The 15,040-nt window shown below is 34.8% G+C and carries 12 protein-coding genes and 1 rRNA gene; 5 read left to right on the top strand and 8 right to left on the bottom strand.

Annotated elements, in window-relative coordinates; genetic code table 11:
• The 8 genes from D8M03_RS09895 to dnaA form a co-directional block, all read right to left on the bottom strand.
• Positions 1-68 (bottom strand): 16S ribosomal RNA (locus D8M03_RS09895); the annotation flags it as partial.
• Between the two features lie 319 nt (positions 69-387).
• A complete protein-coding gene (locus D8M03_RS09890) occupies positions 388-1,494 on the bottom strand; it encodes an HD-GYP domain-containing protein (protein WP_121214613.1) in 1,107 nt (368 codons plus the stop codon).
• A 172-nt stretch (positions 1,495-1,666) separates the two neighbouring features.
• Positions 1,667-4,198 (bottom strand): DNA gyrase subunit A, encoded by a 2,532-nt coding sequence (gene gyrA, locus D8M03_RS09885; protein WP_121214612.1) that lies wholly within the window; start codon positions 4,196-4,198, stop codon positions 1,667-1,669.
• A gap of 23 nt (positions 4,199-4,221) precedes the next feature.
• The gene (gyrB, locus tag D8M03_RS09880; protein ID WP_121214611.1) at positions 4,222-6,153 is read right to left on the bottom strand and encodes a DNA topoisomerase (ATP-hydrolyzing) subunit B; all 1,932 of its coding nucleotides are present in this window, start codon (positions 6,151-6,153) and stop codon (positions 4,222-4,224) included.
• A gap of 69 nt (positions 6,154-6,222) precedes the next feature.
• Positions 6,223-7,341, bottom strand: coding sequence for a DNA replication/repair protein RecF (recF, locus tag D8M03_RS09875; RefSeq protein WP_121214610.1), 1,119 nt, complete (start codon positions 7,339-7,341; stop codon positions 6,223-6,225).
• Positions 7,342-7,569 carry a S4 domain-containing protein YaaA gene (gene yaaA / locus D8M03_RS09870; RefSeq protein ID WP_121214609.1) on the bottom strand — a complete coding sequence of 76 codons (228 nt, stop codon included), beginning with the start codon at positions 7,567-7,569 and terminating at the stop codon, positions 7,342-7,344. It lies immediately after the preceding gene.
• 244 nt (positions 7,570-7,813) lie between these two features.
• Positions 7,814-8,950: a DNA polymerase III subunit beta gene (dnaN, locus tag D8M03_RS09865; RefSeq protein ID WP_121214608.1), complete on the bottom strand. Its 1,137-nt coding sequence runs from the start codon at positions 8,948-8,950 to the stop codon at positions 7,814-7,816.
• A gap of 168 nt (positions 8,951-9,118) precedes the next feature.
• Positions 9,119-10,465: a chromosomal replication initiator protein DnaA gene (gene dnaA / locus D8M03_RS09860; protein WP_121214607.1), complete on the bottom strand. Its 1,347-nt coding sequence runs from the start codon at positions 10,463-10,465 to the stop codon at positions 9,119-9,121.
• Between the two features lie 594 nt (positions 10,466-11,059).
• Between dnaA and rpmH the strand changes: the two genes are divergently transcribed.
• The 5 genes from rpmH to mnmE all read left to right on the top strand — a co-directional run bounded on the left by rpmH (position 11,060) and on the right by mnmE (position 14,962).
• Positions 11,060-11,194: a 50S ribosomal protein L34 gene (gene rpmH, locus D8M03_RS09855; RefSeq protein ID WP_004233310.1), complete on the top strand. Its 135-nt coding sequence runs from the start codon at positions 11,060-11,062 to the stop codon at positions 11,192-11,194.
• Positions 11,195-11,272: 78 nt separating this feature from the next.
• Positions 11,273-11,617, top strand: a complete 345-nt coding sequence (gene rnpA, locus D8M03_RS09850) for a ribonuclease P protein component (protein WP_121214606.1) — start codon at positions 11,273-11,275, stop codon at positions 11,615-11,617.
• Between the two features lie 145 nt (positions 11,618-11,762).
• On the top strand, positions 11,763-12,533 hold the full coding sequence (gene yidC / locus D8M03_RS09845; RefSeq protein ID WP_121214605.1) for a membrane protein insertase YidC: 771 nt from the start codon (positions 11,763-11,765) through the stop codon (positions 12,531-12,533).
• Positions 12,530-13,306 carry an RNA-binding cell elongation regulator Jag/EloR gene (gene jag, locus D8M03_RS09840; protein ID WP_121214604.1) on the top strand — a complete coding sequence of 259 codons (777 nt, stop codon included), beginning with the start codon at positions 12,530-12,532 and terminating at the stop codon, positions 13,304-13,306. The genes yidC and jag overlap by 4 nt, the downstream gene beginning before the upstream one ends.
• A 270-nt stretch (positions 13,307-13,576) precedes the next feature.
• Positions 13,577-14,962: a tRNA uridine-5-carboxymethylaminomethyl(34) synthesis GTPase MnmE gene (gene mnmE, locus D8M03_RS09835; RefSeq protein ID WP_121214603.1), complete on the top strand. Its 1,386-nt coding sequence runs from the start codon at positions 13,577-13,579 to the stop codon at positions 14,960-14,962.
• Positions 14,963-15,040: the final 78 nt, after the last annotated feature.

Below are 15,040 nucleotides of genomic sequence, written 5' to 3'. Positions count from 1 at the left end.
CGCTCGACTTGCATGTATTAGGCACGCCGCCAGCGTTCGTCCTGAGCCAGGATCAAACTCTCCATAAAAGAATTTGATAAAGCTCAAAAATTGCTGGCATCAAAATTGATGTCCAAAATTTCGTTTCTCAATTTAATGAGAAACTATATTCATTAACGTTTTGTTGTTCAGTTTTCAAAGTTCATAATGTATCACGTCTTAACGACTTATTTATAATAACAATCATTTGATATTAAGTCAACACTTTTATTATAAAAATTAATTCCTAATGTTTAAGTATAAAAATAAACTAGTAGAAGACCTAGCATACTTAGAATCTGCAAGCGGAACTAAAAATTTTTAACATCTGTATGTAGTCCGCTCGCAAAGTGAATTTTTAGAATATCTTTATTCATTTGTAATAACACGTGAAATATAAAAACTACGATTTTTAGATAAATCGATTATTTCACCTGAACTTGAAAGTTTAATTAATGGACGCGTTGGTGCAAATTTATTAATAAACATAATTTCACCGCGTTCTAAATTTGATAACTCTATTTTTGTACCTATTGGTAATGCAGCAACAAGGTCTACTAGTGCTTGTACTACTTGAATATCAAATTTCCCAAACTCAGATTCCTTAATCTTTTCTATAACTTTAAAAGGTGATTCCTTTAAGCGATATAATCGCTCACTAGTCATTGCGTGGAAAGTATCCGCTACCGCAATAATTTGACCAAAATTAGAAACGGAACCCACCCGTAATTTTTCAGGATATCCACTTCCATCCAAACGCTCGTGATGTTGATAGATTGCCTCTTTCATTTCCTCTTTAAAGGCCGGTACATTTTTAACCATTTGTAAACTAAAAATAGGATGTTTACGGATTTCATTAAATTCAAGTTGGTTCAATGGCTCTTTTTTTTCGCGAATTCGCAAAGGTATTCTCGCCATACCGCAATCTGCCAATGTACCTGCAATCGCAATTTGTAATACATAGCCACGTTCATAACCTAATTTTTGTGCAATTGCCGCACTAATAAGCCCTGTAGCAATACAATGATGATACAAGTAATCCTTTGCGTTAGAAAAACTATTTAAATCAAAAATAATTGTTCTATCCTCTAGTATTTTTTCAACTAAAGGTAAAATCATTGTACGCACTTTTGTGATGTCTATTTTTGCGCCTGCTCCCCATCCATTAAACATCTTTTTAAATTCATCTATTACGTCATTATATTTATTTCCAAAGCGGTCAACAACAACAACTTTTTCCACTGCTACATTTACTTCACTTTTCTCTTCGGGTTCTTTTTTCTCTTTTCTCTCTTGATCTTTCCCATCAAGTAATATAGGAATTTGTACAATGTTAAAAGCTTTTAGAATATATAGGTGCTCTTGGCTTAATTTTGTGTTTTTTAAAAGGATAGGATATTGTGTATTTGCGTATATATCTTCGGAAACAATTTTTCCGACTCGAAGGTCATTTATATGAACTTTTGTAGCTTCCATTCCAAAAACCCCCTCATTATACTTCAATATAGATTTCTGAAAAGTAATAATATTCTAAATTAATCCATATTTATTAAATATATGTAAAATTATACTATATTTTTTCTTTTTAGTTTTATCTAAATAAAAAAACTCAGAAACTTTTTGTTACAAAGTTTCTGAGTTTTTATAATTATTCATTTTCTGTGTTAGACGAATCATCATCCATATCAGCTTGTTCTACACTATCTGATTCTTGAATCTGTGTATCATCAGTTTCAAGATCATCTTCTTGTTCTTCTTTCTTTACACGTGCTACTGTAGCAACTGTTTCATCTTCCCCGAGTCGGATTAGACGTACACCTTGCGTGCTACGACCAACAATCGAAATATCGTTAACATCCATACGAATTAACATACCATTTACTGTGATTAGCATTAAATCTTCAGTGCCATCAACAGTTTTTACTGAACACATAGGTCCATTCTTATCTGTAATTTGGATTGTTTTAATCCCAACACCGCCACGACTTTGTAGACGATATTCAGATTCCGGTGTTCTCTTACCATATCCTTTTTCAGTAACAACTAATATTTCTTGTCCTGGTTCGATAATTTCCATTCCTACAACATAGTCACCTTCACGCAGTTTTATACCGCGCACACCAGCTGCTGTACGACCCATTGAACGTATATCATCTTCTTTGAATCGAATAAGCATACCGTTATGTGTACCGATAATAACATCCTTCGTTCCATCAGTTAAACGAACAGAAATTAAATCGTCCTCTTCATGTAAGTTAATCGCAATTAAGCCGTTATTACGGATATTCGCAAATTGAGAAACTTGAGTGCGTTTAGTAATTCCTGTTTTGGTAGTAAAGATGAAATATGCATCCTCTTTATATTCATCTACGTGAATCATTGCAGTTACTTTTTCATTTTTATCTAAATTTAATAAATTAACTATCGGTAACCCTTTTGCAGTACGTCCGAACTCAGGAATTTCATATCCTTTAGAACGGAATACTTTTCCCTTTGTTGTAAAGAATAAAATTGTATCATGGGTAGAGGTAAACATTAAATGCTCTACAAAGTCATCTTCGTTAGTTCCCATTCCCTGTACACCACGACCACCACGTTTTTGGCTACGATATGTGTTGGCTGCTAGTCTCTTTATGTAGCCGTTATGCGTTAAGGTAATAACGGAGTCTTCACGAGGAATTAAATCTTCATCCTCAATCATTTCTAATCCACCAGCCGAAATTTGAGTTCTACGAGTATCATTATATCGCTCTTTAATTTCTCGTAATTCCGTACGGATAATATCAAGAATTCTACCTTCATCGGCTAAAATTGCCTTTAAATCTGCAATTAGCACTTGTAACTCTTGGTATTCGTTTTCAATCTTTTCTCGTTCTAATCCACTTAAGCGAACAAGACGCATATCTAAAATTGCTTGAGCTTGACGATCTGATAAACTGAAGCGTTCCATTAAAACTGGTTTTGCTTCTTCACCTGTACGTGAAGAACGAATGATAGAAATAATTTCATCAATATGGTCTAAAGCAATACGCAAGCCCTCTAAAATATGAGCACGATCTTCAGCTTTTCTTAATTCATATTGCGTACGGCGAGTAATAACTTCTTTTTGGTGTTCTAAATAATGATGCAACACTTCCTTAAGGCTTAATACTTTCGGTTGCCCATTTACTAACGCCAGCATATTTACGCCAAAGTTAGATTGCATTGCTGTATGTTTATATAAATTATTTAAGATAACATTCGCATTTGCATCTTTACGAACTTCCATTACGATTCGCATACCACGACGATCGGATTCGTCACGTAAATGAGTAATTCCATCAATTCGTTTATCACGTACTAACTCTGCAATTTTTTCGATTAATTTCGCCTTATTTACTTGGTAAGGAATTTCATTAACTATAATCATTTCTTTCCCATTGGGTTGAACTTCGATCTCCACTTTGGCGCGAACTGTAATCGTACCACGGCCAGTTTCATAAGCACGACGAATACCACTTCGACCTAAAATAATACCACCTGTTGGGAAATCAGGACCTGGAATAATTTCCATTAGCTCTTCTGTTGTAATAGCTGGATTTTCTGAAACAGCAATAACAGCATCTATCGTTTCACCGAATTGATGTGGTGGTATATTTGTTGCCATACCTACAGCAATACCAGATGCACCATTTAGTAATAGGTTTGGAATACGAGCAGGCAAAACAACTGGTTCCTTTTCGTTTCCATCATAGTTATCTTGATAGTCAATTGTGTCTTTATTGATATCACGTAACATTTCCATAGTAATTTTGGATAAACGAGATTCGGTATAACGCATCGCTGCAGCACCATCACCGTCAATTGAACCAAAGTTACCATGTCCGTCTACTAACATATAACGATAGCTAAAATCTTGTGCCATACGTACCATCGCATCATAAATGGAGGAGTCGCCATGTGGATGGTATTTCCCCATTACGTCTCCTACAATACGTGCGCTTTTTTTGTATGGTTTATCTGAATAGTTTCCTAACTCATGCATTCCATAAAGAATACGACGATGTACTGGTTTTAAACCATCCCGCACATCTGGTAATGCACGGGAAACGATAACACTCATCGCATAATTTAAAAATGATGTTTGTACTTCTTCACTAATTTTAATGCCTTTTACACCTGAATGTTGATTTTCCGACATTTAATAACCTCCCTTCGAACAACTTAAATATCTAAATTCTGAACATATACTGCATTTTCCTCAATAAAGTTTCTACGAGGCTCTACTTCATCTCCCATAAGTTCTTGGAAAATTTTATCTGCTCGTATAGCGTCATCTAATTCAACTTGTAACAAAGTACGATGTTCTGGATCCATTGTTGTATCCCATAATTGTTCAGCATTCATTTCACCTAAACCTTTATAACGTTGAACAACTGGCTTTGGTGTACTTGGTAATTTATTTAATATTTCTTGTAGTTCTTCATCTGAATAGCAGTATTCGACATGTTTCCCTTGTTTCACCTGATATAACGGTGGTTGTGCAGCATATACATATCCAGCCTCAATTAACGGGCGCATGAAGCGGAAGAAGAATGTTAAAAGTAAAATACGAATATGCGCACCATCAACGTCAGCATCCGTCATAATGACAATTTTATGGTATCTTGCTTTTTCTAAATCAAACTCTTCTCCAATTCCTGTACCAAAGGCTGTAATCATTGCACGAATTTCATTGTTTGATAATATGCGATTTAAGTTTGCTTTTTCTACGTTTAAAATTTTCCCACGTAAAGGTAGAATGGCTTGGAAATAGCGATCACGTCCAGATTTTGCTGAACCACCAGCCGAATCACCCTCGACGATATAAATTTCTGATTCTGCTGGGTTTGTAGAAGTACAATCCGCTAACTTACCAGGCAAGCTTGATACTTCTAATGCAGATTTACGACGTGTAAATTCACGAGCCTTTTTAGCTGCAACACGTGCACGAGCTGCCATTAACCCCTTTTCTACAATTTTCCGCGCAACTGCAGGATTTTCTAACAAGAAGCGTTCAAAGCCATCAGAGAACAATGAATTTGTAATTTGACTAACTTCGGAATTTCCCAATTTTGTCTTTGTTTGCCCTTCAAATTGTGGATCTGGGTGTTTTACCGATACGATAGCTGTAAGCCCTTCACGTACGTCCTCACCAGTTAAATTTGCTTCCGAATCCTTTATTAAACCGTTTTTACGAGCGTAATCATTAATGACACGTGTTAACGCTGTTTTAAAGCCCGATTCATGGGTACCACCTTCATAGGTGTTAATGTTATTCGCAAAGGAATAGATGTTTGACGAGTATCCCTGGTTATATTGCATAGCGATTTCTACCGATATGCCATCTTTTTCACCCATAATATCAATAGGCTCATGAATCGGTTCTTTTGATTTATTTAAATGCTCAACATATTCGCGTATACCGCCTTCAAAATGAAATGTTTCAGAACAAACTTCTTCTTCTCGTTCGTCTGCAATCGTAATTTTAATGCCGCGGTTTAAGTATGCAAGTTCACGAACACGAGTTGCTAAAATGTCATATTCATAAATAGTTGTTTCTTTAAAGATTTCTGGGTCAGCTTTAAAGCGTGTTGTTGTTCCAGTTTCATCAGAGTCACCAATTACTTTCAATGGTTGTACTGTTTTTCCACGTTCAAAAACGATGGAATGAACATGACCATCCCTTTTAACATAGACTTCAGTAACTAAAGAAAGTGCATTAACTACTGATGCACCTACACCATGGAGACCTCCTGAAACTTTATAACCTCCACCGCCAAATTTTCCCCCTGCATGAAGAACAGTCATAATAACTTCAACAGCTGGCATACCCATTTTTTCTTGAATACTAACAGGAATACCACGACCATTATCTTCTACACGAATCCAGTTATCTTTCTCGATGGCAACGACAATTTCCGAACAATAGCCAGCTAATGCTTCGTCAATACTATTATCCACTATTTCCCAAACCAAATGGTGAAGACCTTTAGAGCTTGTGGAGCCGATATACATACCTGGACGCTTACGTACTGCCTCTAAACCTTCTAAAACATGAATTTGATCAGCATCATAAGCTTGTTGAACTTGTTGTTTCTCTTCTAAAGCCACCATGTTCACCTACTCTTTCAAACAATAGTATGTGTTAAAAATTCTAAGCTTTATAAAAATATCTAAAAATTTCTAAACATTATTTTCAATTTCACCCTGTTTCACGTGAAACATTTCTGCATGTTGAATTGTCTCATGATGTATCCCATCTACACTCGTTGTTGTGACAAACGTTTGCACTTCACCTTGAATGGTATTTAATAAGTGTGATTGGCGATAGTCATCTAACTCTGACAAAACATCGTCTAACAGCAAAATGGGCGTTTCTTTTGTTTCTTTTTTGATTAATTCTATTTCAGCAAGTTTTAACGAAAGTGCTGTTGTACGCTGTTGTCCTTGAGAACCATAAGTTTGCACATCATAACCGTTAACTAAAAACTGCAAGTCATCACGATGTGGACCAACTAATGTAACCCCTCTTTCAAGCTCTCGTTTTTTTACTTCTGCTAATTTTTGTTCCAAATATGTAACCATTTCTTCTGTCGACCAGTCTGGATCCAATCCAGTAGTTGGACGATATTTAATCGTTAATTTTTCTAATCCACGACTAATACCAGAATGAATTGGTTCCGCCCATTCTTGTAAAAGATCAATAAAGTGGAATCTTTTACGAATAATTTGGACAGCTGAATGAATATATTGCTCAGTATAAATAGCAAATAAAACATCATCAATTTGCTTTTTACCCTGATTAATTTTTAACAAATGATTTCTTTGTTTAAGTAATTTTTGAAACGTGAGTAACTCATGTAAATAAAGTGCTGAGATTTGACCAATTTCCATGTCAATAAAACGTCGTCTTACTTGCGGACTGCCTTTTACTACATTTAGATCCTCAGGTGCAAACATGACGACATTCATTTGTCCAATATAGTTACTTAGTTTCGTTTGTTCTAAATGATTTACTTTGCCTTTTTTCCCCTTTTTCGTAATGGATAATTCCATTGGAAAACTACCGTAACGGTTTTGAACAACACCTTCTATTTTACCATAGTCTGCTTCCCAACGTATCAATTCTTTATCGTTACTCGTACGATGGGATTTAGCCATTGCAAGTACGTAAATAGATTCCATTACGTTTGTTTTTCCTTGTGCGTTTTCCCCAATAAATACATTTATTTTTGGGGAGAGGTCCAAATTTAAAGATTCGTAATTACGATAATTGGTTAGTTGTAAATGCTCAATGAACATTTAGATTTCTCCGTTCTTATTGGCAATCACGTACCTACCAACCCCTGGTATGTTAATCACATCACCATGGCGTAGTTTTCTCCCTCGACGATTGTCAATTTCTCCATTTACGTAGACATCATTTTCTTGTAAAAACCATTTAGCCATACCACCTGAACTAATTGCATCAGTAACTTTTAAAGCTTGGCCTAGGGTGATAAATTCTGTATCAATTACTATTTCATCCAAAGTAAATACATCCTCCGATTCACATTCATCTATCTCTTTATCATACCTAAAATGCTCTAAAAATGCCAAGAAAAGAAGATTAAACAAAATTAGTCAAAAGGAAAATTGAACTTATTGCCCTAATAGTAAACATGATTGGAATTCTAATAGCTCTAAAAAAGTTGTATTCACTTTTTATACATAAGAAAAAGATAGCCATAAATGACTATCTTTAAAAAACATAATTTTATTTATAAATTAATTTTTAGTAAGTTCTTACCGGTAAGATCAATTGTAAGATGGCATCGTCATGTACAGAGCGTAAAATAAATGGTCTCATAGCTCCTGTAAATTGAATTATAACATCTTGTCCATCAATTGCTTTTAGAGCTTCCATCATGTATTTTGCACTGAAGGAAATTTTTAGAGATTCGCCATCTAACGACTCTACTTGAATTTGTTCTTCAACTTTACCTATTTCTGGGGAGTTTGATGAAATTTCAACACTGTTCCCCTCTAAAGTTTCAAAACGAACAACATTATTACGATCTTCACGTGCAAGTAGAGATGCACGGTCGATTGCTTGTAATAATGATTTACCGTTAATTGTAATTGTCGTTTTAAATTCTTCTGGAATTAAACGAGAAGTTTCTGGATAGTTACCTTCAAGAAGTCTTGAGAAGAATAACACATTTTCAGTTTTAAATAAAACCTGTTGATTCGTTATAACAATTTCAACTGGATTGTTCGATTCACCAAGAATTTTATTTAATTCGTTTAAGCTTTTCCCTGGAATTACTACTGAATTAACATTTGTAGGCAATTGTTCAAGTGTCGTTTTTCTTCTAGCAAGACGATGGCTATCTGTAGCTACACATACAAGTTCATCACCATGAATTTGCCAGTTTACACCTGTTAATACAGGACGACTTTCAGAAGTAGCTACAGCAAATACTGTTTCACGAATAACAGATTTTAATAAATCTGCAGGCATAGTAAATTGTTGATCTGTTGATACTTCAGGTAATAATGGATATTCAGAAGCATCAGAACCAATTAAATGGAATTCAGACTTACCTGAACGAATATGTGTTTGTAAACCATTTGATACTTCGATTTCAACATCATTTGTTGGTAATTTTCTAACGATTTCGTTAAACATACGTGCTTGTAAAACAATTGAACCTGTTTCAGTAATATTAATTAGTTGGTCTCCATCTTCTTCTAATGGGATAAACGTTTGAATTGTAATATCTGCATCACTACCAGTAAGTGTAATCCCATCATTTGTTACATCGATTTTAATCCCTGTTAAAATTGGAATTGTCGTTTTAGAACTGACAGCCTTCATGACGTTATTTAACCCATCTAGTAAACGCTCACGCATAATATCAAATTTCATAGATTATACCTCACTTATTAATATATTATTTTAAAAGATTTTAATAGATATAGTAATAGGGCCTGTGGATTTGTGGATAACCATATTTTTCACCAGTAAACTCTAACTATCCACATGTTAATAAGTTGTGTATGAAAGTGTGGGAAAATAAAATAGTTATCCACATCATTATTTACCTAACATACTACGAATTTGTTTAATATCTTGTTGTAATTGTTGATCCTCTTTTAACATAGAGGATATTTTTTCATGAGCATGAATGACTGTTGTATGGTCACGCCCACCAAACTCTTCCCCTATTTTTGGTAAAGAGAAATCTGTTAATTCCCTCGATAAGTACATAGCAACTTGTCTTGGGAAAGCGATTGACTTCGTTCTCTTCTTAGCGGCAAAATCCTCTAATTTAATTTGATAGTATTCACCCACAGCAGTCTGTATATCTAGAATTGATATCATACGTGGTTTTGCATTTGGAATGATATCTTTTAATGCTTCTGCAGCTAATTCTGCAGTAATGTCTCGATTCACTAATGATGAGAAAGCAACAACACGAATTAAAGCGCCTTCTAATTCACGAATGTTTGTATCAATTTGATTTGCGATGTGATGCATAACCTCGTTTGGAATATCTAATCCATCAGCTTTAGCTTTTTTGCGAAGAATCGCAATACGTGTTTCTAAATCTGGTGGTGTAATATCCGTTATTAATCCCCATTCGAAACGTGAGCGTAATCGATCTTCAAGAGTTGGAATTTCCTTTGGAGGACGGTCACTGGAAATAACAATTTGTTTTGATTCGGTATGTAATGTATTAAAGGTATGGAAAAATTCCTCTTGTGTAGATTCTTTTCCAGCCAAAAATTGAATATCATCAATTAGTAATACATCGACATTCCGATATTTATTTCGAAAATCTACAGCTTTATTATCACGAATCGAATTAATAAATTCATTTGTAAACTTTTCAGAAGATAAGTAAACAACTTTAGCATTTGGATTATGTTCAAGTACATAATGGCCGATAGCATGCATTAAGTGAGTTTTCCCTAGTCCTACTCCCCCATAGATAAAGAAGGGATTATAGGCTTTTGCAGGAGCCTCAGCAACGGCAAGAGAGGCTGCATGAGCAAATCGATTCCCAGACCCGATAACAAACGTATCAAATGTATACTTTGGATTAAGCATTCCAGGTGTAATTTCTGAGTGATCAACAGTATTTACTTGCATGACCTGTGGTACAGGTAAATCCTCACTATCGTCATCCTGATCCTTTTGAACAACAAATTTAATAAACAAGTCTTCGCCTGTTAGTTCAGACAAAATACCCGCGATTAGATGAACATAATGATTCTCTAGCCAATCACGTGCAAATGAGTTGGGTGCGGCAATGGTAACATTAGATCCTTTATATGAAAGTAACTTAGTTGATTTTAGCCACGTTTCAAAGCTTGGTTTTGAAATTTTTTGTTCTACTTGAGCCAGGACATTGTTCCATAATTCTTCTAAATGTGCCAAGCTTTTTTCTCCTTTTCATGTATAATTTCAGTTTCAAATTAATAAAATGCATCTATAAAGAATAACAGAATTATATTAAAACACATAATCACATACTGTGGATAACTATTATCCATAAGGTGTGTTTATTCTTATCCACAAGTTATTAACATCTGTGGATAAAATATTTCCCAACAAAGATTTCCACAAAGGAAAACACAACTATCGTAACAAAAAAATATTGTCATTTCAATAGTTGGTGAAACTTATCCACACAACTATTTTTTAATCACAAATAAGTTGTCCACAGGGCTGGGATTTGTGTAAAAGTTGTCAGTAAACCTTGTGGATAAAAAAATATCGAAAAATTTTATCCACATTCGATTTTTTCGTAGCGAGAAAATCTTGTGGATAATTTTTTTATTTAAAAGGGCCCTTTAATTTTGATATACAAAGATAGAATGAAATGAGGGACAGCCGATATTAGAAAATGGCGAAAGAGGGTTTGGTTTGTTAGAATAAATTATTAATTGACAAGCTATTTCTTTTAACTATATAATGTATTGGTCTGTATGTAGGATAAAAATTAACTTTCATTTGGAGGTGTCATATATAATGAAACGCACATATCAACCAAAAAAACGTAAGCATAGTAAAGTACACGGATTCCGCGCACGTATGAGCACAAAGAACGGACGTAAAGTATTAGCTGCTCGCCGTCGTAAAGGAAGAAAAGTATTATCAGCATAAGTCCACTGAGCTTCTTCAGTGGTCTTTTTTTTCGGCATTTTAAGATACTAGAAGATTGATTGGATGTGTAGGTAGAATATGAAAAAACGGCAAAGAGTTAAGAAAAATGAAGATTTTCAGAAGGTGTTTAAAAAGGGAAAATCCTTTGCAAATCGTCAATTTGTTGTTTACTGCTTACCAAAAGAGGGACAAAACGAGTTTCGTATCGGCTTATCTGTGGGGAAGAAGATCGGTAAAGCCGTTACAAGAGTCCAAATTAAAAGGTATATAAGACAAGTATTTTTAGAATTGAAAGAAGAAGTTAGACAAGATATGGATTATGTTATTATCGCTAGACAACCAGCGGCCACATTAGATTTTCATGAAACAAAGAAAAGTTTAGAGCATGTATTAAAGATTGCAAAGGTATTAAAGAAGAAGTAGTTAGTAATAGCTGTTCACTTTTTGGATTGAAAATTCGGAAAAAATAGTACTTCTAAAAGAACAATTAGTAGAGTGAAAGCGTTACCCGTGTTAAAATAACTTCAATGAATTTTTTGAATTGAATAGTACTCTAGGAGGAAGAAGGTTGAAAAAAAGACTTTGGATTGTTCTGTCTCTAGTATCAGTAGCGTTGCTGCTATCTGGATGTACAGAATTTAACGAGCCAATTTCTTCTGAAAGCAAAGGTTTTTGGAATGAATTCATTGTCTGGCCGTTAGTTTCATTTATTAAATATTTTGCCGAGCTACTAGGCTCATATGCATTGGGTATTATTGCTGTTACAATTATTATCCGTCTCGTAATATTACCTCTAACAATTAAACAAGTAAAAAGTTCGAAAAAAATGCAAGAGATTCAACCTAAGATGAAGGAATTACAACAGAAATATGCTTCAAAAGATGCTGTTACTCAACAAAAGTATCAACAAGAGATGATGGCACTGATGCAATCTTCTGGTGTAAATCCGATGGCTGGATGTTTACCAATATTCATTCAAATGCCAATCTTAATTGGTTTCTACCATGCAATTAGCCGTATGAATGCAACACCGGCTTTTGACTTAGGAACGTTTTTAGTTTTCCCATTAGCAGATCCAAGTGTTGTACTAGCTGTACTGGCTGGTTTAATACAGTTTGTTGTGTTAATGACAGGTCCTGCAGTAGATAACCCACAAATGAAGGTTATGATGTACATCATGCCATTAATGATTATTGGATTTGGTATTGCCTTACCAGCTGCATTATCATTATATTGGGTTGTCGGAAATATCATCTCAGTTATTCAAAACCTTGTGATTTATAAACCTTGGAATAAAAAGAAAACAGAACCTATGACAACTGGAGGAGCGAAAAAGTGAAACAGATTACGCAAACAGGCGCTAGCACAGAAGAAGCGATCTCATTAGCGTTACAAAAACTTGGGACAACCCGTGCTCAAGTTGAAGTTGAAGTTTTACAAGAGGCGAAAAAAGGATTTTTAGGTTTTGGTACACGTCCTGCAGAGGTGCGTGTAACGGTTAAAGAGGTACAAATTGAACAACCAGCTATTACTAAATTAGAAGAAGTAGTTCAAGTTGAAGCTGAACAACTAGAGAAAATTGAAGCTCCATTAAATCAACCAGAAGCAAATGAAAATGTTGATGAAGTAGAAGAGTTACTAACTGAAGAAGAAGTAAAAATTGACCCGATGAGTGTTGCAAAGGACTATGTAAATAGTATTGCAAAGGAAATGGGGATTGAAGATTTAAAAATTCATTCAAAAACTGAAGGTAAAAATTTATTCTTAAAGTTAGAGAGTGAAAAGGCAGCACTTTTAATAGGAAAACGAGGTTCAACGTTAAATGCAATCCAGCAATTAACCCAACTTGTTGTAAATAAAAGCGCAAAATCATTTTTGTTAGTTAAGCTAGATGTAGAAGATTATCGTGAACGACGACAGGCATCTTTAGAACAATTAGCTGAACGAATGGCAGATCGAGCAGTTCGTACTGGAAAGAAAGTTTCATTAGAACCAATGCCGTCATATGAGCGTAAGGTGATTCATAATGCGCTTGCAAATCGTATTGATATTGAAACATACTCTGAAGGTGTTGAACCTAATCGTCATCTAGTAATTGAGCCATTAAAATAAACAACATACAGATTATAGAATGCGGTCTATTTCAATAGGCCGTATTTTTTATGCTCAATTTCCAAAAAAGTCCCCTGTAAATAACCACTTTTTTCTCCTAAAATACATTATCCACATGTGGAAAAATGCTTTACTTTCGTATTTACTCAAAATATGTTACCCTAAGTTGTTAGTAAACTATGTTCGTTGTAGTTATTCACATGTGGATAAGTTCGGAATTAACATAAATTTTATTTTGAGTGAAGTTCGTGAAAATAGGAGGTTTCATTCATGGAGTACGATACAATTACTGCGATATCTACACCAATGGGCGAAGGTGCAATTGCCATTGTTCGTTTGAGTGGGGATGAAGCAATTCAAATAGCAGAAAATATATTTAAATCGCCCAGTGGGAAAAAACTGAGTGAGGAGAAATCCCATACGATACATTATGGACATTTGATTGATCCAAAAACAGAGGAAGTTATTGAGGAAGTGATGCTTTCACTAATGCGCGGCCCAAAAACCTTTACTCGTGAGGATGTAGTAGAAATTAATTGTCATGGTGGGATTGTTTCAGTAAATCGTGTGTTACAACTTGTTTTACGCAATGGAGCAAGGTTAGCAGAACCAGGTGAGTTTACAAAACGTGCCTTTTTAAATGGTCGAATTGATTTATCGCAAGCTGAGGCAGTAATGGATTTAATTCGTGCAAAAACTGACCGAGCGATGAATGTAGCACTTGGGCAAATGGAAGGAAAACTTTCACGATTAATTGCACAATTAAGACAAGCGTTGATTGAAACACTTGCTCATGTCGAAGTGAATATTGATTACCCTGAATATGATGATGTTGAAGAAATGACGATTCCTGTTTTATTAGAAAAATGTTCTTGGGTGCGGGATGAAATTGATAAACTTCTTCAAACTTCATCTCAAGGGAAAATTTTACGAGAAGGGCTTTCAACAGTTATTTTAGGTAGACCAAACGTTGGTAAGTCTTCATTGTTAAATAGTTTAGTCCACGAGAATAAAGCAATTGTTACAGATATAGCAGGGACAACTCGTGATATTATAGAAGAGTATGTCAATGTTCGTGGCGTACCGTTACGTTTAGTCGATACAGCAGGTATTCGTGAAACGGAAGATATCGTTGAACGTATAGGGGTAGAAAGATCTCGTCAAGTATTAAAAGAAGCAGATTTAATTTTGCTTGTATTAAATTCAGCGGAAGAATTATCTGAAGAAGACGAGCGTTTATTTGAAACGATTCAAAATATGGATTTTATCGTTGTAGTGAATAAAACGGACTTGCCTCGAAAAATCAATTTAGATAGAGTAGAACAACTAGCAAATGGACGTCCAGTTGTGACAACTTCTCTTTTACAAGAACAAGGAGTTATTGAATTAGAAGAAGCCATTGCGAAAACATTCTTCGAAGGACAAGTAGAAGCAAATGACTTAACGTATGTTTCAAATGCTCGACACATAGCACTTCTACATCAAGCAAAGGATACAATTGAAGATGCAATCAATGCAGCTAATGCTGGTGTACCAGTAGATATGATCCAAATCGATGTGACAAAAACGTGGGAGCTTTTAGGAGAAATCGTAGGCGATACAGTACAAGAAAGTTTAATTAACCAGTTGTTCTCACAATTCTGTTTAGGTAAGTAAGTTCTAAAAATGATAAGACTTAATTAATTTTAAGTGTAAAAGAATTAACTTTTGCCTTATTATTAGTTAAGTCAAATA

This window comes from Ureibacillus endophyticus (assembly GCF_003628435.1).
Classification (GTDB): domain Bacteria; phylum Bacillota; class Bacilli; order Bacillales_A; family Planococcaceae; genus Ureibacillus; species Ureibacillus endophyticus.
This window is presented reverse-complemented; position numbering and strand designations above follow the sequence as displayed.